This window comes from Anaerolineae bacterium (genome assembly GCA_013178015.1).
In the GTDB taxonomy this organism is placed as follows: domain Bacteria; phylum Chloroflexota; class Anaerolineae; order DRVO01; family DRVO01; genus Ch71.
Genome location: JABLXR010000016.1, coordinates 95,332 through 116,865 on the forward strand (window position 1 = coordinate 95,332; position 21,534 = coordinate 116,865).

Annotated in this window: 19 protein-coding genes; 1 reads left to right on the forward strand and 18 read right to left on the reverse strand. The window is 66.0% G+C overall.

What is annotated here, in order from left to right; all coding sequences use genetic code 11:
- Nucleotides 1-8 precede the first annotated feature (8 nt).
- The 8 genes from HPY83_07895 to HPY83_07930 all read right to left on the reverse strand — a co-directional run bounded on the left by HPY83_07895 (nt 9) and on the right by HPY83_07930 (nt 8,960).
- The gene (locus HPY83_07895; protein ID NPV07867.1) at nt 9-476 is read right to left on the reverse strand and encodes an NADH-quinone oxidoreductase subunit C; all 468 of its coding nucleotides are present in this window, start codon (nt 474-476) and stop codon (nt 9-11) included.
- A 20-nt stretch (nt 477-496) separates the two neighbouring features.
- Nucleotides 497-1,042, reverse strand: coding sequence for an NADH-quinone oxidoreductase subunit B (locus HPY83_07900; protein ID NPV07868.1), 546 nt, complete (start codon nt 1,040-1,042; stop codon nt 497-499).
- A 17-nt stretch (nt 1,043-1,059) separates the two neighbouring features.
- Complete coding sequence (gene ndhC, locus HPY83_07905; protein ID NPV07869.1) at nt 1,060-1,419, reverse strand: NAD(P)H-quinone oxidoreductase subunit 3; 360 nt, start codon at nt 1,417-1,419, stop codon at nt 1,060-1,062.
- 583 nt (nt 1,420-2,002) lie between these two features.
- On the reverse strand, nt 2,003-3,127 hold the full coding sequence (locus HPY83_07910; GenBank protein NPV07870.1) for a hypothetical protein: 1,125 nt from the start codon (nt 3,125-3,127) through the stop codon (nt 2,003-2,005).
- A 411-nt stretch (nt 3,128-3,538) separates the two neighbouring features.
- Entirely contained in the window at nt 3,539-5,539 is a 2,001-nt protein-coding gene (locus HPY83_07915) for a hypothetical protein (protein ID NPV07871.1), read from the reverse strand.
- Between the two features lie 3 nt (nt 5,540-5,542).
- Nucleotides 5,543-7,231, reverse strand: a complete 1,689-nt coding sequence (locus tag HPY83_07920; protein ID NPV07872.1) for a signal peptidase I — start codon at nt 7,229-7,231, stop codon at nt 5,543-5,545.
- 111 nt (nt 7,232-7,342) lie between these two features.
- A complete protein-coding gene (locus HPY83_07925) occupies nt 7,343-7,807 on the reverse strand; it encodes a hypothetical protein (protein ID NPV07873.1) in 465 nt (154 codons plus the stop codon).
- Between the two features lie 430 nt (nt 7,808-8,237).
- Entirely contained in the window at nt 8,238-8,960 is a 723-nt protein-coding gene (locus HPY83_07930) for a response regulator transcription factor (GenBank protein ID NPV07874.1), read from the reverse strand.
- Nucleotides 8,961-9,485: 525 nt separating this feature from the next.
- Here HPY83_07930 and HPY83_07935 point away from each other — a divergent pair.
- Nucleotides 9,486-10,571 carry a hypothetical protein gene (locus tag HPY83_07935; protein NPV07875.1) on the forward strand — a complete coding sequence of 362 codons (1,086 nt, stop codon included), beginning with the start codon at nt 9,486-9,488 and terminating at the stop codon, nt 10,569-10,571.
- A gap of 81 nt (nt 10,572-10,652) precedes the next feature.
- Here the strand turns inward: HPY83_07935 and HPY83_07940 are convergent, their stop codons facing one another.
- The 10 genes from HPY83_07940 to HPY83_07985 form a co-directional block, all read right to left on the reverse strand.
- Nucleotides 10,653-11,369 carry a hypothetical protein gene (locus tag HPY83_07940; GenBank protein NPV07876.1) on the reverse strand — a complete coding sequence of 239 codons (717 nt, stop codon included), beginning with the start codon at nt 11,367-11,369 and terminating at the stop codon, nt 10,653-10,655.
- Entirely contained in the window at nt 11,366-12,439 is a 1,074-nt protein-coding gene (locus HPY83_07945) for a Gfo/Idh/MocA family oxidoreductase (protein ID NPV07877.1), read from the reverse strand. The genes HPY83_07940 and HPY83_07945 overlap by 4 nt, the downstream gene beginning before the upstream one ends.
- Before the next feature lie 126 nt (nt 12,440-12,565).
- Nucleotides 12,566-13,429 (reverse strand): carbohydrate ABC transporter permease, encoded by an 864-nt coding sequence (locus tag HPY83_07950; GenBank protein ID NPV07878.1) that lies wholly within the window; start codon nt 13,427-13,429, stop codon nt 12,566-12,568.
- 15 nt (nt 13,430-13,444) lie between these two features.
- Entirely contained in the window at nt 13,445-14,383 is a 939-nt protein-coding gene (locus tag HPY83_07955; protein ID NPV07879.1) for a sugar ABC transporter permease, read from the reverse strand.
- 95 nt (nt 14,384-14,478) lie between these two features.
- A complete protein-coding gene (locus tag HPY83_07960) occupies nt 14,479-15,906 on the reverse strand; it encodes an extracellular solute-binding protein (GenBank protein ID NPV07880.1) in 1,428 nt (475 codons plus the stop codon).
- A 695-nt stretch (nt 15,907-16,601) separates the two neighbouring features.
- Complete coding sequence (locus HPY83_07965) at nt 16,602-17,324, reverse strand: amidohydrolase (protein NPV07881.1); 723 nt, start codon at nt 17,322-17,324, stop codon at nt 16,602-16,604.
- Nucleotides 17,314-18,099 carry an amidohydrolase family protein gene (locus tag HPY83_07970; protein NPV07882.1) on the reverse strand — a complete coding sequence of 262 codons (786 nt, stop codon included), beginning with the start codon at nt 18,097-18,099 and terminating at the stop codon, nt 17,314-17,316. The genes HPY83_07965 and HPY83_07970 overlap by 11 nt, the downstream gene beginning before the upstream one ends.
- Nucleotides 18,096-19,343, reverse strand: a complete 1,248-nt coding sequence (locus HPY83_07975; GenBank protein NPV07883.1) for an aminotransferase class III-fold pyridoxal phosphate-dependent enzyme — start codon at nt 19,341-19,343, stop codon at nt 18,096-18,098. The genes HPY83_07970 and HPY83_07975 overlap by 4 nt, the downstream gene beginning before the upstream one ends.
- Nucleotides 19,343-20,266, reverse strand: coding sequence for a carbon-nitrogen hydrolase family protein (locus HPY83_07980; protein NPV07884.1), 924 nt, complete (start codon nt 20,264-20,266; stop codon nt 19,343-19,345). Before HPY83_07980 ends, HPY83_07975 begins: the two co-directional genes overlap by 1 nt.
- 82 nt (nt 20,267-20,348) lie before the next feature.
- A complete protein-coding gene (locus tag HPY83_07985) occupies nt 20,349-21,440 on the reverse strand; it encodes a hypothetical protein (protein ID NPV07885.1) in 1,092 nt (363 codons plus the stop codon).
- Nucleotides 21,441-21,534: the final 94 nt, after the last annotated feature.

A 21,534-nucleotide genomic window follows, 5' to 3' on the forward strand; every position in this document is an offset into this window, starting at 1 on the left:
CACGCTCCTCACCGCTGCTCCTCTGGTGGAAGGGTGAGCCGCATCTCCTCGAAGGAGTAAGTGCGGTTCACGAAGTCCTTGCGGAGCGGGTGACCGGGGAAGCCCTCCCAGAGCAGGATCCGCTCCAACTTGGGATGCCCCTCAAACACGACGCCGAACAGGTCGTAGACCTCCCGCTCCTGGAAGTTGGCGCCCTCCCACACCCCCGTCACCGAGGGCAGACGCGGATCTGCCTTGTCCTCCAATCGCACCTTGAGGGCCAGAGGGGGCCCGGGATCGGCGGTGGAGTAGAGATGGTAGACGACTTCGAAGCACTCGGGCCGGTCCACCGCCGTCAGGTTGGACAACAGATCGTACCCCCGCTCGTCGCGCAGGAACCGGGCCACCTCCACCAGGTGGCCCCGGTCCAGAATCAGGGTGAAATCAATGCCCTCCGGGTGCTCCAGCACTCCCTCAGGGAAGCGCTCGCGGAGCATGTCGAGCGTCTGCTCGTGGTTCAAGCCTGCTCCTCCTTCCGGTACCAAGACACCGTCCTGACCGACTGCTGCCCCACCATCTCGTGGAGCTTGGTGAAGGCGTAGATCAGCGCCTCCGGCCGAGGGGGGCAGCCCGGAAGGTAGATGTCCACCGGGATGAGGTCGCTGGCGCCCTGCACCACGGCGTACGACTTGAAGGTGCCTCCAGCCACGGTGCAGGTGCCCATGGCGATAGCGTACTTGGGCTCCGGCATCTGATTCCAGATGCGCAGCACCTGAGGCGCCATCTTGTGGGTGATGGTGCCGCTCAGTATCAGCAGGTCCGCCTGCCTGGGGGAAGCGAAGGGAATGTCCATTCCCAACCGCCCGTAGTCGTAGCGCGACGCTCCCGCGGCAATCATCTCGAGGGCGCAGCAAGCGAGGCCGAACGTGAGCGGCCACATGGAACGGCGGCGAGCCCAATTGTAGGCCGCGTCCACAGTAGTCAGCAGCACGTTGCGTCGCCAGTCCTCGGGGACCAGCGTCTCCGGAACCGTCAGGGTGTGATGCAGCTCCCGATCCGACATGGCTGTGCCCTTTCCCGTTACACCCACCGCAAGTCGCCCTTGGCCCAGGCATAGGCCAGGCCGAAGGCCAGTATGCCGACGAAGACGAACCCCTCCAGGAGAGCGAAAAGCCCCAGGCGGTTGTAGGCCACTGCCCACGGATAGAGGAACATCGTCTCCACATCGAAGAGAACGAAGAGGAAAGCGTAGATGTAGTACTGCGCCCGGAAGCGAACCCAAGCCTGCCCCCGAGGTGTCATGCCACTCTCGTAGGTGGTGGCCTTCTCCCTAGTGGGACGCTTCGGCCTGAGGAAGTAAGCTACACTGAAGGCAAGAAAGGGAAACAAGATGGCCACCAACACGAAGACGACGAGAAAGGCGGTATTGGGGGTCACCATTGCCCTCCTTCGTTTCTCTTGGCGGGGAAGACCTCACAGATTGTATCACAGAATCACAAGCCCGCAACTGCGTCTCGCCCTACGTTTGGGGCTTTCGCAAAGTCCTGTGGCAGGCCACCGGGGATGGCTATCGGAGAATACTGCGGGCGAACACGAGGTTCGCCCCTACGGCCAGGGCGCTGTCGAAGTCCTGGGGGAGGCCACCAGAGGTGACTGTCGGAGCCAGGCTGGGCGCTGTCGGACGCTGCATCGCCTCTGTTCCCTGCCTGCTGGCTGGCCGGTGGTGGTTCCTGGCCCGCGCCAGATGGCAGCTCGCCCAACGCTGGCACGACTTTGAGAAGGCCCTAGCCCCACGTTAGGACCCCAGGAGTCCCGGGCCTGCAGACGCCTGGCGTCCCGCGCCGAGCCGGCCTCGTTGCTGCCCGGGTCCGCCCCGCCATCCGACGCCTCATGCACCCTGCCGGCGCCCCCTCTGGGGCAGGATTAGGCCTACACTGCCATTGCAGGCAGGTAGCCGGCACAAGTGTGCGAGCAGTGTGCCAGTACCTCCTTGGGAAGGGGTTAGGTCCCGCCAGGCCCCGCTCTAGGCTCGGCCGCGACGGCCTCGGGGCAGCACTATCAGCAGGCCGAACCCGGCGATCAGCACTCCCACCACGGCCACGATGAACCACATGGACCCGAAGAAGCCCGATTCGGCGGGGCTGGCGCCCGCATCAACACGCGCCGGCGCACCCGTCGACGCGGGCGTGCCCTCCGCCGCCAGCGCCTGCTTCACCGGGGTGTGGGTTGCCGTGGCTCCATCTGCGCTTCCTCGGATGGTCTCGGGTACGGGGGTAGCCGTGAGGGGGGTGGCCCTAGCGGGCATGAGCGTAGGCGTGCCGATGGGCGAGTCCGACATGGCGACGACGCCGGCCTCCCGGGTCGGCGGGGATAGGGGAGACTGAGACCAGGTGCCGCTCTCTGAAGGCTGGCCCTCTGGGGTGACGGTGTCTTCCTGGGAGGCTGCGCTCTCGGTGCCCACGTCGAGGGTAGCCGTCGGCTCGGGTGGTGGGGTGGCAGTAGCCGGCTCGGTGGGCACCTCGGTGGGAGTCGGTTCGAGAGTGGCGGTGGGCGTGGGCTCGGCGAGCTCAGTCGTGGGGGTAGCCGAGGCCTCCGGCGGCGCCGGCACATCGCCCACGTACACCGTCGCCATTCGGGTGCGGGCGGGAGCACGGGCCAGCTCGGCGTCGAACAGGATGACCGAGCTCACCTTGACCGGTACCTCGCCCTCTGCCTTCCCCCTGACCCTGAAGGTGGCCAGCACCCCTTCTCCGCTGGCCCCCTCCCGAGGTGCCTCCTGGGTGAAAGCCAGAGCTACGAACCCCCGTTCGTTGTCCGCTTCGTTGTTCAGGACGATGTCGGGCTCCAGGAAGCCACCCACGAAAGTGGCTTGCACTCCTTCTTGGGCGGGGTCATCGTCCAGGACCTCCAGCAGTCTGGCATCGAACTCAGCCTGCATCTCCAGAGCATACAGGTTGGTGGCCCCACGCACTACCACCTGTAGGGTGACCTCCTCGCCCACTCCGATGCGGATCTGAGCCGGCTCCAGGCTGATGGTGGCCACCTCCTGTGCCGCGGCCGACACCGGCCCCATCAGCGCTAGCGCCCAGAAGAGCGCCACCCACACCAACCACCTAACGATCGCGCTCACTCCACCACTGCGCCTCATCACCACACACTCCCGCGCGCCAGAATGGATCCCGTGTCCCCGTGGCCCTGCCTGCGGTCACCCAACCCAAGGTTACACGTACTCCGCCGGCGGCGCTAGCGAGCGCTGGCATATCCGCCGACTGGAGCAACCGGGCGGATCGGCGTCGTGCCGGGGACCGAGGGGCGTGTCGGGACCCATCCGGTGCCGAAGGGTGGGGACGTGCGAAGGACGCGTGAAAGAAAGAAAGCATACCGGAGGGTGAACCCTCCGGCTACCTAGGCCAAGCCCGCCCTCCGGCGGGCTCACGAGTCAGCCAGCGAAGGCCGGCTTCGCAGGATCTAGCACGCGGGCCTACCCCGTGCGGTGCCCGCGCGGCGCCCGTGCGAGGAACCGCCACCCGCATCCGTATCACACGCGCTCGCCCACGGATCAGCCCTGATCGCCATCGTCTCCAGTGACCGGGTCGGCGGTCGGGGTCGGTGGCTCGGGCGTCGGAGTGAGAGGCACGGGCGTATCTGTCGGCGGCACCGGAGTAGGCGTCGGCGGCTCGGGTGTGGGTGTGGGCGGCACCGGAGTAGGCGTCGGCGGCTCGGGTGTGGGTGTGGGCGGCTCGGGCGTAGGCGTCGGTGGGGCCGGCGTCTCGGTCGGGGGTACCGGCGTGGGCGTCGGAGGCACCGGCGTCTCAGTGGGTGGCACCGGTGTATCAGAGGGTGGAACCAGGGTAGGCGTGGGCGGCACAGGGGTGTCCGTCGACGGGACCGCAGTGGGCGTGGGGGTCCCGGTGGGCGTGGGCGAGGCCGCTTGGGTGGGCATCGGCGTGGAGGTCGGCGTCGCGGAAGGCGGCTCGGGCGCCGGAGTGGCCGTCGGGACGGGCGTGGCCGTGGCCTCGGGCGTCGCCGTCGGCTCCACCGTGGGCACCGGCTCCGGCGTGGGCGAGGGCACCGTCGTGGCGGTCGGAGTAGGCAGGGGCGGCGCCTCCCCGGGAGTGGGTGTGGGCGTCTCCCAATCGGCAACCGGTGTCTGGGTCGCCGTCGCCGTCTCGGCGGAGGTCGGCTCGGTCACGGGCGTGTCCGTTGCCAGCACTGGCTCGGTAGGCGTCGGCTCGAGCGTCGCCGTAGCCGTCGGCTCCTCGGTGGGAACCTCCGCCGGCTCGGTGGCCGTGGGAGCGGGCAGCGTCTCGGTCGCGGTAGGCGCGACCGTGGCTGTGGGCGGAGACTGGGCGCCGGCGGGAAGGGGCAGGAGTTCGAACGTCAGCGGACCGAGCAGGTTATTGCCCCGGCTGACCTCCTCTATCTCCTCCACTTCGAGCCACGGGGCGTTGACCAGCACCCAGATCGTGTGACTCCCGGGCGCCAGCAGCACTTGCCCCCCATCCTCCGGTAGGAGCGCAGTGGCCCCGGCGTCGGAGTCGCCGTGCAGTACCAGCCGGGCCCGCGCACCGGCCTCCAGCCCAGGCACCAGCCAGTAGGCCGAGGGCGCGTCCGAGGGCGCGGGGGGCTGGGCCAGGTCGAAGTACACCGCCACCCCGAATCCGACGGCAGCGCCTGGACCGCCGTTGGCGATCGTCAGCTCCAGGTCCACCTCCCACCCTTCAGCCTGCGCCTCCAGAGGGCGGACGAAGGCCCGGGAGGGCCTCAGGTCGGGCAGGGGCGCCGGCACGGTGGGCTCGACCTCCTGCGGCGTCGGCACGGCGGTGTCAGTGATGCCGACCGTCGGGGAGGCCGGGGCAGGCTCGGCAGTCCCTTCGGGCGCCGCCGTCTCGGTGGCCTCACGCGTGGGCGTGGGGGTGGCGGTGGGCACCGGCGTCGGCGTGGGTGTGGCTGCGACCGTGGCAGTGGGGGCGGTGTCGAGCTCCGGCGCTGCGCCGGCCTCGGGATCGACGAGCCTGACCGTGTCCCTGCCGGCGAAGGGCCGGCCGTCCACCAGCCCCGAGACGGTGAAGACGACGTCCGCCGGAGGTTGGATGTCCGCCACCAGGCCGATCACCGCCGCCCGGTCGAAGGTGACCTTGAGGTCGGGGATGCCGTCCTTGTCGGCGTCGCCCACCTTAGGCTTGCCCCCGCCGGGAAGACCGTCGGGAGGCACACATCCGCCAGCGAAGGGCTCCTGGAGGCAGAGAAGGAGGGTGGTCACGTCTATCTGGGCCACGTCGTGCTCTGGCGGGAGCTCGATGAAGGCGGTGACGGGGGAGCCCTGGCTCTTCTTCTCCAGCGACTCGGGCTTGAGGTCGAGGTCGGCGGCGATGGCGGTGGGTTCGGGTGTGGCGGTGGGAGTGCATGCAGGAGTGGATGTCGCGGTAGGCAGCTGTACCGTCACATCAATGACGAACGCCTGGATGCAGCCGCCATTCACCGCAAGCGAGGCGGCCGATGCCGTGACTGCGGTCATGGCCATCACGAACAGCAGGACGGCCGCCAGACGCCGGAGCACAGCCTAGCTCCTCTGCGACACGCGAGGCACCTCGTACGTGTACACTACCTGGCCGTAGTGCACGAAGAAGAGATCACGCCCCGCCTCCACCAACTCGCACATGACCTGTCCGTCCCTCTCGGCAAGACGAGCGAGGTCCGCGATGCTGGCCATCCGGATGTGGCGGGCCCCACCGAAATCGGCCGACGACGCCTCGACGAGCAAGGAGCGATACCGGGCGCGGGCTCTGTCTGCCTCCGACAGCCCTAAGCCTCCGTACACAATCGCTGCCAACAGAGCGGAGAGCGCCCCCGTCACCCCCGCCCCCAGCTGAGAGAGACGGCGGAGATCGCCCACCGGGGCCGAGAACCCGACGGCGCGCACCTCGGCCTCGCGTACCACCTGCTCGGCCTCGGTCTGCGCCTCCGAACGTTCTAGCCCAGGGTCAAGGGTGATCTTGGTATCGGTCAGCTGCATGGTGAATGGGGGAGAGAACACCGTCTCAAATCGTCGCTCGCCTGCAATTCCCTCCACGCGCACAGTAGGGACGATGCGGATTTGGTGGCTGCCCACACGAACGCCCGTCTCCGCTTCGACGGTCTGGATGAAAGAGATGATATCTGGGAAACTCACAGACAGATGAGCGTCAGCCGTGGTCCCGCCAAAAGGTTGGGGTGGCATCAGCTCGAACGTCTTGGTCCATGCCTCGCCCGACGCGATTTCCATGACAGCACCGATCTCACCTGACGCTTCTGTGTCACCGGTTGACCGGAGTTGATAGGAGAAGCGTAGATCGAGGATCTGGGCCAAGCGTGTTAGGACGGTATTCCCGGCCGCTCTCGTGTCAGGCGGGCTGTCCGGCCCCACTGGCCCAATGAGACCAGACGGGTACAGAGAGGACGAAGCCGTGCGGATGCTGTACGTGAAGGTACCCGTGTTCTCGTAGCGCAGTAGCACGACGTTGTCCGTTCTAGTGAGCGGCTGGCGGTAGCTGTACACGCATAGGGAAGCCAAGCCCAGGGTGAGCAGACCGGCGCACACGAGCAACACCCGCGCTGTACGAAGGGCCACATGTGAGCGACGAGGGCCACGCTCTCTGGAGGTGAGCGTCGCGCTGTACCCCGCAGCTACGGAATGCCTCGACGGCGCTCCCCGCGATTCGCCCTCGGTTCCTGCATCGAGCTCTGTCACTTCGGCGTGCCCCCTCACTCTCTCGTCCGACCCGCCCGCGCCGTCCCCGGCGCGGCGTGCCAGCCACCGGCGACCCCGTGCCCTGCGGCGCGTGCCTTCCTCGGTGACAGCGATGCCGACCAGCAGCGCGAACAGCCCGGCGTTGAGGGGCTTGCCGAGAAAGGCGAGAACGCGACCTGCCCGTGGAATGCGCAGCCACATGGCCCCAGAGATGTTCTCCGGCTTGGGTCGCCACGGGTCCGGGCTCTCCTTGTTGTCTCCCTGAGTGATATACCCTTCGTCCGCCGAGCCACCGACTATCCGGTGGATGACCTGGCCGCCCTGAACGGCAAAGCCGATCACGTCACCGTGTTCGTACGTCGCGTGTCGGTGCAGGACGGCCAGGTCGCCAGAGTGCAGCGCGGGCTCCATGCTGATCCCGGACACTATGACATAGCTCGTTGACCCGCCGAGTGCCGCCGGTCTCATCCAGACTACACAGACGGCGCCCAGAGCCACCGTAAGGGCACATAGTAGTCGCACGGGACGACTCTGATGCCGCATTCCCCTCACTGCCACGCGTTCGCCCTGGGCCTCTCGCACCAGGTGCGCGGTGTCAGAGGCCCAGGGGCTACTGCACTCGTCAGCTCGAGCTCAGTGTTCACCCTCGATGTATAGCTCGATGCCGTAGATCGCCTGTGCGGGTACGCCGTGACCGCCAGAGACGTTGACCCCATTTGCGTCTGTCGGAGCAAGCTCTAGCTTGACCGTGCCCCCGCCGTCGGGGATGACGTATGCAGCCGGCACCACAGGAGCACCGCCATTCGTAAGGTTACCATTGGTACCGATCATCTGGCCGGTATCGCCCTCAATGCGGGCGACCATCCGGTTGCCGGCACACGCCGCATCGACGCCGTACACCTGGATTGAGGTAACAATGCCGTCATAGTTGACATTCCAGCTGACTGTCACCCCGTCATGATCGCAGACGAGCGCTGTGTCAGCCCCTGCCTGCACGGAACCACCTCCAACGCCCAGGTTGGCCGCTGAGGCGAAGGTGGCGCCCACTAGGACGGCCACAACCACGACTAGAGATACAAGCCTGATAAGCCTAGACATCGTTCCCTCCACTCGTCCTTTCGTACTGGTTGCCCTGAGACAGGCGCGACATCTGTGCCGCAATAGTGTCGCTCGCCAGGCGACATCTGGCCTTCCCCACCTCCTCACCCAGGGTCGCCGGGGTAAGGCCGGGCAGACAACGCGAGGACGCGCGCCTGACCTGCCTCGCCGCGGCCGCCAGGGCCGCACCGCTCACGGCGGCACGACCACCCGGACTTGGCCGGTCCCGCCGGGCAGCCGCGGGGCAGGAGCACGAGGAGGGATCCACCGAGGGCGCCACTTGCGAACTGGACTGCAAGGGTTCACAATGGAGGCGCACAGGGAGGCCCACAAACCCACCCCGTGCACCGGCCTCGCGTGGCTGCCACCATGCGGGGCCGTCTTTCACTCAAGCTTGATACTACTGTATCACCTGAACGTCTTCAATACCTTACGAGCCCCAATGCATTAGAGAATCCTTAGAAAACCCCCCAGTTGGGCCGGCCTGGAATACGTATCCCCACTTCTTGCGCGTAAGTATGTACCGGGGGTGTGTCGGGTCCGGTTCCACCTTGTGCCGCAGATAGTGAACGTAGAGGTGCAGCCTACCGGCCAACTTCCTGTCCGCCGTGCCCCAAGTGGCCCGAAGCAGCTCGTCCGACAACACGATCTCTCCCGCACGCTGCATCAGCGCCCCCAGCAGGCGCGTCTCGGTGGCCGTTAGCGCGCTGATCCTGCCGTTCACCGCTACCCTCCGCGCCGGCAGGTCCACCGTCACCACCCCGTCCGCGTATCGCGTCCTCCAGGGGTGGCCCCCCTTCACCCGGCGAACCAGGGCCTCCACGTGAGCGCGCAGGAGAGCGGGGCCGAACGGCCACACCAGCTGCTGGTCTGCCGCAGGCGATGGCCCCGAGCCGTGACCCTGTTCGGAACTCCGGCGCAGCAGCACCAGGAGAGGAACGTCACTGCCCTGGCGGATGCGGTCGCAGAGGCGCGAAGCATCCACCCCACCGTCGAGGAGATCTAGGATGACCACGTCGGGCTCGGCTCCGGCGAGATGCCGGCCGAGCTCCTCTAGAGAGCGGAATTCTACTTCATGCGGACACTGAACCAGCCAACTACCGAGCACGTGCGCCCGGGCCTGATCGGCCCCGGCCAAGACAATCCCCGCCATGCCAGGCTCCTCTACTTCAGCAGACGCGCCACAGGTGCACGCATGAGCGCACTCGCGAGAGAGCGCGGGCTTCCGCCGCTCCCTGCGACTGATGGGCCGCGCCAGCAACGACGAAGAGGCTTCGTGCGAGGGGTAGACCGTCGGTGTCCGGCCAGCGATCAGGAGCGCCGGATCCTGCTGAAGGCGCCCCCAGACCCGCCTTCGTCCCCAGCTTCCCGAAAGCCAAGTGTACTCCAAGCTTACTCGAATGCAAGCACCTCAGGGCCACGAAAGTGTTAGAACTTCGTTAGAATCGCCCGACAACTGGGCTACGGCCCACCGCGCCCAGGCCAGACGACGCCGGACCCCCCACCTAGGCGCCCAATCGGGATCCAGCCAGCGGCCTGCCGAGGCATGCCCTAAGGCCGCCCCGCGCCATCTGCGGCTGGGCGCGCAACTTCACCAGCCGCGCCGCCGCCCGCGCGCTTGCGTCCCTACCCCCTATCCCCTATAACCTGTAACCTGTTCCCTACCAAGGAGCTCAGCATGCGTGTGCCGCTGGCAAGGCCCCGACCCGATGTGGAACGATTCCTCCGCTTCCTCTCCGGCGACGAGATCGCCGGCCGGCCTCCCCTCATCGAGTACCTGGTGGATCACCAGGTCATGCGGCCTATCGTGGTCGAGGGCCTGGGTCGTACGTGGGCCGAGCCCACCCCCGGCGACCGGGAGGCGCACGAGGCCTACCTGAGCAACTTCATCGCCTTCTGGCATCACCTAGGCTACGACTTCGTCCGCCTGGAGATGGGGCTGCCTTTCCAACGCCACCGTCTGGCTGCGCCCGATCCCGCTCCCGGCTCGGAGGCCACCCGCAACTGGGCCGATCAGCACCGGGGCGAGATAGCGTCATGGGAAGACTTCGAGCGCTATCCCTGGCCCCGGGTGCGCGACTTCGACTTCCACCCCTTCGAGTACGTCAACAATCACCTGCCCGACGGCATGGGCCTGATCGTGTCCCACGGTGGTGGCGTCTACGAGCACCTGTCCGACCTCTTCTCCTACGAGGGCCTGTGCCTGGCCCTCCACGATCAGCCCGACCTGGTGCATGCCGTGGCTCAGCGTCTCGGCACCCTCATGCTAGAGTTCTACCGCTACCTGGTGGACCTGGACGGGCTCATCGCCCTCTTCCCCGGGGACGACATGGGGTTCCGCAGCGCCACCCTGATATCGCCGGGCGACCTGCGGCGCTTCGTGCTGCCCTGGCACGCCCGCTTCGCTGCCCTGGCCCACGAGCGCCGGCGCCAGTACTACTTGCATTCCTGCGGCAACATCGCCGCCGTCCTGCCCGACCTCATGGACGACGTGGGCATAGACGGCAAGCACTCCTTCGAGGACGCCATCATGCCGGCGGAGCGCTTCCACTTCCGCTATGGCGGCCGGGTGGCCACCCTGGGCGGGGTGGATGTGGACATTCTGGCCCGGGGCACCGAGGAGGAGGTGCGAAACCGTACCCGGCAACTGGTAGACGCCTGCGCTCCCCTGGGCCGCTTTGCCATCGGCTCGGGCAACTCCATCCCCAGCTACGTCCCAGTGCGCAACTACCTAGCCATGCTCGACGAGGCGCTAACGGCATAGAACGCCGATACTACGCTGGTCTACATTGATCTCCGGATATTGCCATGTTCTGATCAGCGGGGATCGGCTTAGTATCAGCGTCTATCGGCGTGCCATTCTTAGCCAGTCGGGCCAGTTGATGGTCATGCCATCTACGCCTGCCTCGAGGGCCTGCCACATGTCCCGCTCAGACTTCACTCCCCAGGCCCGGACCTCCAGCCCTAGGCGGTGCGCCTCCCGGACCACCTCGGCGGTGACGCCTGACGCCCGCGGGCATGCCTGGCGGATGCCCTCTGCAGCAAGCGCCGTCAACTCTCCGGGGGTGAACGTGCGAGTCAGGTAGCCCGTGCGCACCTCGGGCGCCAGGGCCAGCAGACGCAGCAGTCGCTCTCGCTCGAAGGAAGTGGCCGTGGCCGTCTCCAGCAGCGAGCGCTCCCTGATCTGCGCCACCACTGCCGGCTCCAGCCCGTCCACCTTGAGCTCCAGGGCCAGATGGGTCCGCCCGCCGAACTCATCCAGGAACTCGGCCAGCGTCAGTATCCGTTCGCCCGCGAACTCGGGGGAGAACCACGAGCCGGCATCCAGCGCCCTGACTTCCGCCAGCGAGAGCTCCGCCACCGGCCCGTGACCGTCAGTCGTACGGTCTACCCGCTCGTCGTGCAGGAGAACCACCTCCCCGTCCCGGGTGAACCGCAGGTCAGTCTCCAGCCCGTCAGCGCCCAGCCGCAAGCCCAGATGGAAAGAAGCCCGGGTGTTCTCCGGAGCGTAGGCCGAGGCGCCTCGGTGGGCGATGTTCATCACTGCCCGGCAAGCGCTCACACGGCCCCCCGCCGACGCAGGTGCTCGCGATATATCTCCTCGAACAACCGCACGTCCGTGCGGGCATCCTCGCCTGGAGAGCGAAACGGTTCCCCCCTGAGGACGGCCCGGACGAAGTGCTCCGCCTCGCGCTTGTAGGACCACGACCACGCCGGCGAGGGAATGGGCCGGCTGAACTCCTGAGTGCCTCCTGCCCGGTACACCTCCACCTCCGCCGGCGCGTTGCGCAGCAGCAGCGGCGGCGCCCACGTCTTCACCCAGCCGTGCTCGAAGTAGACCTGAGTGTGCTCGTCCCAACGGTAGTGCGATACCCGGCCGCTCTCTAGCACCGCTCGATGGCCGTCTACGTCCAGTACCACTATCCCCGTGTATCCGTCGTCGTCCAGGTCTACCAGCCGCACGCTCGTCCTGTCTCCGGCATCCAACAGCCAGCGCACTAGGTTGACGTTGTGGGTGTATTGTTGCAGGTAACCCAGATAGGCAGACAGGTGCTCCGGGGGAAGCCACGCCGGAGCGAGGGCGCCCTCTGCCTGCGGCTTGGGTTCGTCGGTGACGTCCATGGGCGCGTCCAGCCCGGCTACCCAGTCGCCGCAGAAGCCGTGATTGCGCACATAGGTGATGGCACCCAGCTCGCCCGAACGGCGAAAGCGGTCCACGTAGCTCTTGGCCAGCTCGTTGCCGGCATCGTAGCGCTTCATATATGCCACCATCAGCCGGGCTCCCGCCGCCTCCCCCGCCTGCAGCAGGCGGTCGGCCTGGTCTAGAGAGACGGCCATAGGCTTCTCCATGAAGACGTCCTTGCCCGCCAGCAACGCCTCCCGGGCGATCTCCCCCTGCACGGCGTAGTCAGCCGACACGGCCACCGCCTCCACCCGGTCATCGTCGATCAGCTCCCGGTGCGAGGGGTACAGGCGGGGGATGCCGAAGCGGCGCTGGACCTTCCGCCCCAGCTCGGGCCGGACCTCGGCCAGCGCCACCAGTTCGCACTCCTCGATGGAGCTGAAGCTCGGGAGGTGCACCTTCTGGGCCATGAAGCCCGCCCCGACGTAGCCGACCCGCAACCGCCTCATGGCATCCTCCCCGGAATGGAACGCTGACCGGCGCTGATGCAACGCCGATCTCCGCTGATCAGAAAAAGAAAGAATATCGAACGATCAGCGTGAATCAGGGTCGCATCAGCGCCGATCAGCGTCTCGTTATCCCTTCACCCCGCTTAGGGTGATGCCCTGAACGACGTAGCGCTGCATGAAGAGGAAGATCAGGAAGGTGGGCGTGAAGGTGAGGGTAGCGCCCGCCATCTGCACCCCGGCGCCTCCTTCCTGCACCACCATGGTGGCCAGGCCCACAGTCAGTATGCGCATGCTGGACTTGGTGGTGACGATCAGGGGGTAGAGGAAGGCGTTCCACTGGCCCAGGAAGGTCAGGGTGGCCAGCGTGGCCAGGGCCGGCTTGGCCAGGGGCAGGATCACCATCCGGTAGATCTGGAACAAGCTGGCCCCATCAATCAGAGCCGCCTGGTCATAGTCGGTGGGAATGGTTAGGAAGAACTGCCGCAGGAGGAAGGTGCCGAATATGGATGTCGCCGCGGGTATGATCAGGGCGGCGTAGGTATCCACCCACTTCAGCCTAGAGAGGATGAGGAAGAGGGGCACTATGGTGACCGTCGAGGGCACCATGAGTGTGCCCATGAAGATCCAGAAGATCACGTCTCGGCCGGGGAAGCTGCCTCGAGCGAAGGCGTAACCGGCCAGCGAGCAAGTGACGAGCTCCAGCACCGTTACCGTGGAGGCCACGAAGACGCTATTGAAGATCCAGCGTCCGATGGCGGTCTGACTGAACAGACGAATGTAGTTGTCTATGCCCGGGTTCTCCGGGATCAGGCTGATGGGGAAGGTCATGTAGCTGAAGTTGGGGCGAAGCGACGCCGAGACCATGACCAGGAAGGGCCCCACCGTGGCTGCCGCGATGATAAGGAGGAGGACGTAGATCAGCACCGTCCGCACGGCGGTGCGCACCATAATGCCTGTATCGCGCTTCTTCACCCTGGCTGCCGCTGTCACAATCGCTCCCTCAACTCAGAAGATCGACTCGGACCAACGCATGTACTTACGCTGCACCAACGAGGCAATCAGGATAATGACGAACAGGAGCAGGGACACGCCGCTGGCGTAGCCCATGCGGTAGCGATTGAAAGCCTGCTGCCAGATGTAATACACCATGGTGGTGGTGGCATGCACCGGTCCCCCGCCGGTGAGCATGTAGGGCGGCCCGAACATCTGGAAGGCCCCAATCCCGGCGATGAGAGTGATGAAGATGGTAGTGGGCTTCAGCATGGGCACGGTGACGTAGCGGAACATCTGCCACCGCCCGGCGCCGTCTATCCTGGCTGCCTCGTACATCTCCTCCGGTATGCCCTGCAGGCCCGCCAGCCAGAGCACCATGTAGTACCCCATCGTGCTCCAGATCTGCATCACCGTGATGGAGGGCAGAGCCAGCCGGATGTCGAGCAGCCACTCCTTGTAGGGAATGCCCACCAGCCCGAGGAGATAGTTGGCGATGCCGTCCGGTCGAGGAACCAGAATGAACTTCCAGATGATGGCCAGGACGGCGATGGACGTCACCACCGGCAGATAGTAGAGGGCCCGAAACAGGTACATGCCCCGCAGCCGCTGGTTAACCAGGCTGGCCAACCCCAATGACACCGCCGACACCGGCACCACGAACATGATGGCGTACTGAATGGTGTTGATCAGGGCCTTGTGTAGGATGCGGTCGTTCAGCATCCGCGAGTAGTTCTCCAGGCCCACGTACTCTCTCGCCCCGAGCAAGTTCCAGTTATGGAAACTCAAGAAGATGAGGAAGATCCAGGAGAAGAGCGTGAAAGCGAGGAAGGTAAGGACGTTCGGAGCGATGAAAAGGTACCAGGGCCAGGCTTTCCGTAGCCGAGCGCCCAGAGAGCTCTTCTCTGCCCTGGCGACAACCACCCGGCCAGCAATCGCGGTCTGCTCACTCACCGTGGCTACCAGCTCCTCTCTACCGATAGATCGTCGGCATCAACCGGTAACCTGGCCCTGCCAGGCCAGGTTACCGGCACGCCCGACGTATCGGGTCAGCTGCGGCTCGCGTTCCACTCGTCCACAATCGCGTGCAGTTCGGCTTGGGCACCCGCCAGCGCTTCCTCCACCGACTGGTATCCCAGCACAGCCGCCTGGAAGTACGGAGCACAAGTGACTTTGCCTTCCTGCCAGAAGTAGGACGAGTCCTGGTTCATCTCTAGCAAGTCCACCCGCATGGCGACAAACTGCTTCGGTAGCGGTTCCGCGGCCCAGTAGTCCCACGCCGACCGTCGCGGAGGAGCGAACTTAGTCACCGAGCCGTAGAAACCCTGCTGCTCCGGCTCGATCAGCCAATTGAGCCAGGCCGCCGTCGCCTCTGGGGCCTTGCTTCCCTTGAAGACACCCCAGCACCCGGCACCGCCCAGGCAGACCTGACGCTTGTTCTTCCATACCGGGTTCAGGCCGAAGTCTATCTCCGGAGCCTGAGCGCGGGTGTTGGTGGTGATGTCAGGGTTGCCGAAGCCACTGAGAGACGAGCGCCCCTCGATCCAGTAGTTGATGGCGCTTATGGCGGCCGCCTCGGCCTCGGAACCTACCGCCCCTTCCTTGGGCACCCATCCATTCTGGAACATCTCGGTGGCGAAGCTCAGAGTCTCGAAAGCTTCGTCGCTATCCAGCAGCACTCTGGTCAGATCCTCGCTGTAGACGTTGCCGCCGGCCTGCCAGAGCACGGTTACCCAGCAGTTACCCCAGTCCGTAGTGCTCCAGGTAGTGAGGAAGTAGTTGTGGGCCACCGAAGCAGCACCTACCTCGCGGATCTCGTCCCAGGTCACCGGAGGCTGCTCGGGGTCAAGCCCCATCTCGGAGAAGAGGCCCTTGTTGTACAGGTGGCCAGTCCCGATCAGGAGTGCCGGGTACATCAGCCGCCTGCCCTCCCAGGTAAGGCCCGGCTGCAGGTTGCCGTAGAGGTCGTCCCAGGCCTCCTGGGGAACCACGTCATCCAGAGGCGTGAGCACGTCGTTGGTGCCGAAGAGGGAAAGGGTGTCGGTGTTTACGTAGGCCACGTCGGGGGCTTCGCCCGCCGCAAACGCCGTCAACATCTTCTCCCGCCGGCCGCCCCACGGCAGAAGCTCAATGTTGAGGTTGATGTTGGGATACTGCTGACGGAAGCGCCCGACGAGCGGGGTCCACAGGGTGTCCATGTCGTTCTCACCCATGGGGAAGACCCAGACTTTCAACTCGCCGGCCAGGGCAGACGGCGCTGCGGTCACCTCGACCTCGACCGTCCGCTCTACCACCTTCTCCACCTCGACCGTCCGCTCGACGACCTTCTCCACCTCCTGGGTGACCACAACCGTCTCTCTGATCACCTGAGGCGTCGGGGTGGCAGCGCACGCCGCCAACACGCCTGCTCCGCCCAGCGCCAGTCCGGCACCCAGCAGATGCCTCCGACTCACGCCACGCCCAGTGTGCTCTTGCATGATCTGATCTCCTCCATCGCGTGTGTGTACTGCCGGCTCTGAGGTCCCCAGCGTCCGGCTTCACGCCAGTGCCACAGCTACAATTGGCTCAGCGGCCCGGCCGGGGAAGGACGATTGGCGCGCTCATTCTAGCGCAGCGGTCCGGTTCGCGCCAGCGCGAGCAGGGCGCACCGGCCATGTCCCACCGTGCGGGCAAGTGGCAGGAACCATGTGAGCCCCTCACGCGTCAGGTCTGGCGGAGCGTCTACTTGCGGGGTGAAGCATCCCAGCTCGCCAACGCGGAGATTCCTCGCTGTCGCTCGGAATGACAGAAGGGGACAGTCGTGACTTGCCGCTGACGCTGCTCATGACGCCGGGAGGCGCCGAACGAAGAGACCGGCGAGCGCCGAGGCTGCCCCCCTGCAGTGTCATGCCGAACCAAGTGAGGCATCTCCGGGTCGCGGGTGGCATCCTTCGTATCTTCGTGAAGGGAGCTATGGATGCGGGGAGAGGGAGCCGGAGAGACCCTGGAGCCAGCGAGCTCGTGACGGAAACGAGGTCCCTCTCCCACCTGGCTGACTCGCTGGATGCCGAACGGCATCTGCGCTGGCGTTCAGAGCCCGCCCTGAGCCCCCCGAAGGCATGACCGCCCTACGCCCTGACTTCCCCGGCCCTCAGACTTGCCCCCAACTTGGAGTGCAGCTGGGCCTGGACGTCTAGACTCCAAAGAGGCGCCTGGCATTACCCGAGAGGATGAGCTCGCGCTCGTCCTCGGATAGACGGGCCGCCCGGATCTTGCCCAGGCAGTAATGCAGGTTGGCGTTGTCGGTCCCGAACAGTACCCGCTCCACCCCCACGCTCTCAACCAGCACGTCTACCATGTCTGCCTCGGCCAGGCTCCCGCTCGTGTCCACCCACAGGTTCGGGCAGTCGCGGGCCACCTTGGCCCCGTCCTCCCACTCGCCCCCAAAATGGGCCAGCATGAACCGCGCCTTCGGGAACCGCCGAGCCAGATTGGCCACGTGCTTTGGCCGGCTCTCGAAAGGCAGCTGCCCCACCGTCTTGACCCAGGCGTGGGCCAGGACCACAGCTCCCTTCTCCTGCGCTACCTCGATCAACGGGTCCACCCGGGGGTCATCCGCCAGGACGGAGATCCAGAGCTTCACTCCCTTCATGCCTGAATCGAGGCACCGCTGCAACTCGCGCACGCCCTCCTCGCCCAGACGCGGATTGACGTAGGCGAAGCCTATCACCCGGTCAGGATACTCCTCCATCCAGCGGAGAACGTGATCGTTGGACGCCTGCAGGTGCTTCAGCGAAGGGAAGGCTCCGCCCTGAAGAGAGCTGATGGCCACTACGTCCACCAGCCGTCGGTCGAGCATCTTCCGCACCACGTCGTTTGGACCCAGATCCAGGTGCAGGTGCGCATCAATGATCATCTCCGCCTCCCAGCCCGAACAGACGCCGCGCGTTCCCGCTCAGAATGGCCTCCCGAGCCTCTTCGGCGATGGGTGCCTCCTGCACTGGCAGGAGCAGGCTCTCCGGGTACTGCAACACCGCACCCGACCCGTACAGCATGCGCCCACCATGGCCCTCTTCCACCACCCTCTCCACGAGGAAAGCCGGGGGCTTGTAGGACATCTCCCAGGCGCCGTCAGCCACCAGCGCCAGGTCCGGCAGCAACGCCGATACCTCGGCGAAGGTGGCCTGGCTCAACAGGTATCTGCCCTCGGGTAGCTCCCGCAGCAGGAACCGCACGTCGTCCACCGAGACGGGAGGCACGTGCATGCACCAGTGATGCGAGCGCTCGTCCTGCATCCTGACGGTCACCACCACCGGCAGCCCGGCGGCCTGAGCCCGCCGGACCAGCTCCAGGGCGACATCGTCGTATAGCCGATATCCGTGGTAGTTAGGGATCAGGCGCAGGGCCACGCACCCCATCTCCCCCACCATAGTCTCGAAGTCTGCTTCCCAGCCGGGGAACGCCGGGTTCACCACCGCCATCGGCTTCATGCGCGCCGGGTCCCAGCCCTGCTCCTCCAGCATGCCCCGCATGGCGCTCAAGCAGTCCCGGTAGAAAGCACCCTCCATAGGGCTGACCAGGGCCAGATCGGTCCCGGTGCGCGACATGAGCTGGCCCAGGCCCGAGGCGCCGCTGTAGTGCAGCCGGCGGAAGGGCCATCGCCCGGCCCAGGCATTGGCGTCAATGATCATCTCTCCCTCGCTTCCGCGGCCTCCGCCACCCGCTCCAGAGAGACCCGAAGCGCGGCCGCCGTCTCCTGCATTACTTCCATGTCGTGGGAGTAGGATATGTACCAGATAGGGAAGTAGGGGAACACCCCATGGAGCAGAAGCTCCCTCTGCAGCGTCACCCCCATCTCGGCAGTGCCCTGCCCGAAGACGATGTTGGGCAGGGCGTCGAACCCGAGCGCCCTGACCTCCAGCCCTACCTCCTCTCCCATGCGAACCGCCCGAGCCTTGAGCCAGGCGCCCCGCTCGGCGATGGCACCAGTGGTGTCCTTCTCCCGCGCCTCGCTGATAGCGGCGATGGAGGCCGCGATGGAGGCCGTCTCTCCCCCGAAGGTGGAGGAGATGGTGGTGTCGTTCCAGGCAGTCATCACCTCCCGCCTTCCCACCACCGCCGCGATGGGAAACCCGTTGGCCATCCCCTTGGAGAACACGGCCAGGTCGGGCGTCACCCCTATCAGCTCCTGCAGGCCCCCCAACGAGACCCGGAAGCCGGTCACGATCTCGTCGAAGATGAGGACAGCCCCGTGGCGGTCCACCAGCTCCCGCACGTGCCTGAGGTACTCGCGTATGCTGTCCGGCTCTTCGTGGTAGGGGGCGGCGAACACGAAGGCGGCTACCTGGTCGCCCCGCGTGGCGAACAGGTCCGCCAGCTTCTCTCGGTCGCCGTAGGGCACGTCCACGGTAAGCGCCTTCACACACTCAGGGATCCCCTTCAGCCTGGCGTGCTTGGCCATGCTCCAGTCATGCCAGCCGTGGTAACCGCAGGACAACACCAGGTCGCGGCCAGTGTAGGTCCGGGCCACCCGGACGGCTGCTGACGTGCCCTCGGCCCCGGACTTGAGGAACCGCGCCATCTCGGCGCAGGGGATCACCTCAGTCAGCAGCTCCGCCAGCTCGACCTCCAGGGGATGGGCACTGCCGTACACCAGCCCCTCCCCCATCTGCCGGGCCGCCGCCTCGATCACCCGGGGGTAGGCGTGGCCCAGCGTCACCGGCCCGCAGCCCAGCTTATGGTCTATGTAGCGGTTGCCGTCCAGGTCCCAGACGTAGGCGCCCTGGCCCCGCAGGATGTAGGGAGGATAGGCACCCTTGAGGTTCGGCGGCGGCATCTTGGAATTGGTCTGCCCGCCGCCGGGGATGACCCTCAGGGCCCGCTCGTAGAGGGCCTCCCCCTTAGCAAGACGACTTCGATTCGCACCATCATCCATCATCGTCCTCCGTGACGCTCCATATGCCGCGGCCCGGCCGAGGTGAGGTCAAGGCACCCATCCCCCGGCAGGCGCGCTGGCTCCACCAAAGCGCCGTAGACCTCAGGCCGCCGCCTTGCCATAGCATGGAACCGGTAGTTGGACAAGCCCACCACCCCGAAGCAGCGCACCCACCGCGGCTGGTCCAGATCTACCACCACCGAAGCCACTCCCGGCAGCCGCCCGGCGGAGACGAGGGTCTCCCCGTCGTGCCCGATGACGCCGCTGCGACCCATGATCGTGCCCGGCATCCAGGGTTCCTCCCGCCCGACGCCAAAGGTGACGGGCACCAGGTAGACGCAGCTGTCTATGGCCCGGCTGATGAGCTGCGCCATCCAGCCCACCTCCCCAAAGCCGCTCTGCACGTGGGGGAAGAATATGATCTCTGCCCCCTTCACCGCCAGCGTGCGCGCTGTCTCCGGGAAGGAGTTGTCCAGGCAAGTCATGATGCCGATACGGCCGAAGTCCAGGTCGAAGACCGGTAGCTCGTCCCCAGGCACGTAGCCGGCGTCCAGCTCGGGCTGGGTCAGGTGCACCTTGAAGTACTGCCCTAGGATGGCGCCGTCCCGCCCCAGAACCACCGCCGCGTTGCGCTTCACCCCCTCCACCACTCCGGCGAGAGGGGCGATGACATACATGCCCCACCGGGCCGCCACGCGGGCCACCGCCTCGGTCACCTCTCCCGGCACCGGCTCCGGGCTGGCGTCTAGGGGTACCCGGTAGGTAGAGAAGGCCTCGGGCAAGCAGGCGATGTCGCAGCCTCGGCTGCCCGCCTCATCGAGGGAAGCCACGGCATGGTCTAGATTGCTCCTGCGGAGGGCCTCGTCTGTGTCGCCCTCGGGCGGCGGAAGCTGGAGCGCAGCGATGTGAACTTCTCGTGCCATCAGGTACCTCCCTTGAAACGCCTACCCACACTTCTCGGTGTGGGCAGCCGTCAGACAGCCTCACATCAGGGCTGGACAAGGGTCACCAGGTTTCCTCTACGAGCCATCTCTGCAGAAACCGAATCCCTGCCTCCACGTCCGTTTCGTGTCCGCCCTCATGTAGGTCCAGCTCTATGCGCTCTCCTACCCCTAGCTTCCGATAGTGCTCGGCCGCTTCTTCGTACTCCTCCAAGACAAATGGCCACCAAGCGATCCCATCGCACTTGCCCGTCTGCACCTGCAGCGGCCGAGGACATATCAGTGAAGCCAGGTCGCTGTCGCCGAACTCGCGCAGCCACCCAGGGATGAACACGTGCTCCGCATCAGCGGAAAGGAAGCAGCTATAGCGAGGGTCGTCGACCACCATCTTCGGCACGCGCTTGTTGAACCAGGCTGTAGTGATCCCGGCCCGCAGCCTAGGTTCCAGCGGAAGCGTGAACATCACGTAGGCGCCGCCCATGCTGACTCCCCACATGGCCGTTCGGTTCACATCGAGGTCCGGTCTGGTCTCTGCGTAGTCCAGCAGCCTGGACGTCTGCTGTATCTCTAGACCGAACAGGGTACCCCCCAACATGAGGCACATGCGCTCCAACCTGGCCCTTGGCGCCGCTTCTGTGACATTGAGCGGCGCTAGAACGGCGAAACCCGCCTCAACCAAGCGCCTGCCGTAAGCGTGGTATGCATTGCGAGCATCATTGAAGCCGAAGATGACCTCCGGCGAACTGCCCACCCCGTGCTGGGCCACGACGATGGGGAAGGGCGGGTCGCCTCGTTCTGGCACCGCCAGTACGGCCCGAGCTCGATAGCGCCCCAGAAAAGGCAGAACCACCCACTGCGCTCGAATGGTATCGCTCTCCAGGAACGGCGAGAACTCCGCGCTGGGCGGCTCAGGCGCAGTTGGGAAGGAACCCACGGCCTGCAGCCACCGAGCTCGGTTGTCCTTCACGGACTCAAGGAAGGCCTCCGGCGATGAGTAGTCCCACCTCCATAGCGTAGATCTGCGCTCTGGCAGTGCCTCTGATTCCGCCCGTAGGAAGTCCTCAACCTCCTTGCGGAGCAGATTCTGCCTGTCCTCAACCACACGTGAGACCTCGGCCTCCCCCATGCTGTCCACCGTCTTCCAGACATTCCGCATTGCACACCTCCGCACCGAGCCTCCGGCGTGTTGCAGGCTTCGAAAGCCCCAGCCGCAGCTCTGCCTTGGAGCCGAAGAGCTCCAAGGCAGAGCA

What these genes read in the sequence shown, in the direction of transcription:
- HPY83_07975 (NPV07883.1), bottom strand. Translation starts at nt 19,343, where the DNA reads ATGGATGATGGTGCGAATCGAAGTCGTCTTGCTAAGGGGGAGGCCCTC.
- HPY83_07910 (NPV07870.1), bottom strand. Translation starts at nt 3,127, where the DNA reads ATGAGGCGCAGTGGTGGAGTGAGCGCGATCGTTAGGTGGTTGGTGTGG.
- HPY83_07980 (NPV07884.1), bottom strand. Translation starts at nt 20,266, where the DNA reads ATGGCACGAGAAGTTCACATCGCTGCGCTCCAGCTTCCGCCGCCCGAG.
- ndhC (NPV07869.1), bottom strand. Translation starts at nt 1,419, where the DNA reads ATGGTGACCCCCAATACCGCCTTTCTCGTCGTCTTCGTGTTGGTGGCC.
- HPY83_07970 (NPV07882.1), bottom strand. Translation starts at nt 18,099, where the DNA reads ATGATCATTGACGCCAATGCCTGGGCCGGGCGATGGCCCTTCCGCCGG.
- HPY83_07900 (NPV07868.1), bottom strand. Translation starts at nt 1,042, where the DNA reads ATGTCGGATCGGGAGCTGCATCACACCCTGACGGTTCCGGAGACGCTG.
- HPY83_07945 (NPV07877.1), bottom strand. Translation starts at nt 12,439, where the DNA reads ATGAGGCGGTTGCGGGTCGGCTACGTCGGGGCGGGCTTCATGGCCCAG.
- HPY83_07895 (NPV07867.1), bottom strand. Translation starts at nt 476, where the DNA reads ATGCTCCGCGAGCGCTTCCCTGAGGGAGTGCTGGAGCACCCGGAGGGC.
- HPY83_07985 (NPV07885.1), bottom strand. Translation starts at nt 21,440, where the DNA reads ATGCGGAATGTCTGGAAGACGGTGGACAGCATGGGGGAGGCCGAGGTC.
- HPY83_07960 (NPV07880.1), bottom strand. Translation starts at nt 15,906, where the DNA reads ATGCAAGAGCACACTGGGCGTGGCGTGAGTCGGAGGCATCTGCTGGGT.
- HPY83_07965 (NPV07881.1), bottom strand. Translation starts at nt 17,324, where the DNA reads ATGATCATTGATGCGCACCTGCACCTGGATCTGGGTCCAAACGACGTG.
- HPY83_07925 (NPV07873.1), bottom strand. Translation starts at nt 7,807, where the DNA reads ATGTCTAGGCTTATCAGGCTTGTATCTCTAGTCGTGGTTGTGGCCGTC.
- HPY83_07930 (NPV07874.1), bottom strand. Translation starts at nt 8,960, where the DNA reads ATGGCGGGGATTGTCTTGGCCGGGGCCGATCAGGCCCGGGCGCACGTG.
- HPY83_07935 (NPV07875.1), top strand. Translation starts at nt 9,486, where the DNA reads ATGCGTGTGCCGCTGGCAAGGCCCCGACCCGATGTGGAACGATTCCTC.